Genomic DNA, 1,704 nt, shown 5'->3' with positions numbered 1-1,704 from the left:
AAATGGACAAGTAAAAGTCATATTTTGTCGAGTAGCTTTTTGAATTCGCTAATCCTTAACATTTCTATGTATTCCCCAGCGAATTCTGTGCAAACATTTACGTAAAAGGAAAGTTTAAGCGAAACGAACGTTTCGTTAAACTGTATTAATTATTTTGCAAAAATGATTAATACAACACTTACTACGCTACCTAGTTTACAATACACTAAAACAGTTCGTCAATGCATTTACATCAAGAAATTACGCTTTTTTAGTTTGTGAAATAAAACACATAAAAAAGACATGCTGTACTATTACACAGATGTAAACTGTATTATATGTTTTATAATAACCTTTTCTTTTTTTACGTCTGCACATCTCCTATCTTGCCACAAATAAACGATTTTTTAAAACAATAACCTTTTGTAATTTTTACTTGAATCATGTCGAAACTCTTTCTTTATTTCAGAAAACCTTCCTTTTCAGCCAAAAAAAAGACCTGTAAACTTCACAGGCCTTCTTATTTATCCTCGCTATTTTTCACCTTTAACTTCGTTTTGTTATAAAAATCCTCTTTGGCTTTGTTATAGTCAGCTGTTAATGTGTTAAACGCTTCTTTTTTCTTTTCAACTTCTTTATAAGTAGCATTGATCGAAGCGATTTGTGTTTCAAGATTCTCTAATTTCACATTGTCTTTTTCAAAGAGCGTATATAGCTGACGATCTAATTCAATGGAATGAAGATAGGCATCATGTAAGGACTGGTAAGCCTTATAACGCTTCTTCATTAACGAAGATAGTTCAAGCGCCTCTTCTTTTGCTTTGCCATCCTCTAGTTTTTGGATCTTCGGCTCTGTCACTTCAAATTGTTTTTGCGAAGCGCTGATGCTTTTTTCTTCTTTTTGTAATTTACTTTCACGCTCATCTAATAACTGCTGCGCTTTTTGTGCTTTATTTTTTATTTTCTTTTTATCTTTAATCCCTAGCTCAATAATTTGGTCGTATATCGCATTTTCTTGCTGTTCTAAATCAGCTAACGGTTTTTGCTGATCAGCAAATTGCTTTTCTTGTGCTACCACTTTTTCTAATCCATTATATACCTCAAGCTCAGGCGATGAGCCCTCTGCACATCCTGCTAGTGACATAGCAGCAATGCCGATAACTATATATCTTCCGACGCACTTCATATCTGGTAAATCCTCCCTTATCCATGGGTCATTATACAATTTTTGTAGGAAATTAGCAATTTATCTACACCCTTTTTCCACCTTTTAATATATTATACTAACCCAATCGTGAAAAAAAGGGAGTTTATTACTTTTTACCTTGGGATTGATAACTACGGGAGGTTACATTATGTTGGGTTATGGTGGATATGGCTGTGGCGGTTCTAATAAAGGTTTCGTGTTATTAATCGTACTGTTCATTTTATTAGTTATTATCGGCTGCAGCTGTGGCGGGTGGTAATTATACAATAAAAGCGGCTAACGGTCGCTTTTATTTTTTCTTATGCATGTTTTTCCATATGTTTGATACATATAATTAGTAGAAACATGTATGTGGTCAAGGTCGAGGTAATGACTTTTTTATACGGATTTGGTACACTTTATACCTATAAAATAGCCTAGGGAGATGTGAAAGTTGATTACAATGAACGATATTATTCAAGACGGACACCCAACGCTGCGAGAAGTAGCAAAAGAAGTACCGTTACCTGCTTCTGAAG

The 1,704-nt window shown here is 34.2% G+C and carries 2 protein-coding genes and 1 pseudogene; 2 read left to right on the top strand and 1 reads right to left on the bottom strand.

Annotation, left to right across the window (positions count from 1 at the left end):
* Positions 1 to 499: 499 nt before the first annotated feature.
* Complete coding sequence (locus AC1DRF_RS26385; protein WP_427075459.1) at positions 500 to 1,165, bottom strand: YkyA family protein; 666 nt, start codon at positions 1,163 to 1,165, stop codon at positions 500 to 502.
* 169 nt (positions 1,166 to 1,334) lie between these two features.
* Between AC1DRF_RS26385 and AC1DRF_RS26380 the strand changes: the two genes are divergently transcribed.
* Both AC1DRF_RS26380 and def read left to right on the top strand, forming a co-directional pair.
* The gene (locus tag AC1DRF_RS26380; RefSeq protein WP_016763434.1) at positions 1,335 to 1,445 is read left to right on the top strand and encodes a YjcZ family sporulation protein; all 111 of its coding nucleotides are present in this window, start codon (positions 1,335 to 1,337) and stop codon (positions 1,443 to 1,445) included.
* Positions 1,446 to 1,619: 174 nt separating this feature from the next.
* Positions 1,620 to 1,704 (top strand): annotated as a pseudogene (def, locus tag AC1DRF_RS26375) (peptide deformylase); the annotation flags it as partial.

It is taken from the genome of Priestia sp. P5_B4 (assembly GCF_056400385.1).
The sequence above is the reverse complement of the archived record's forward strand: the minus strand, read 5'-3'. Positions and strand labels throughout refer to the sequence as shown.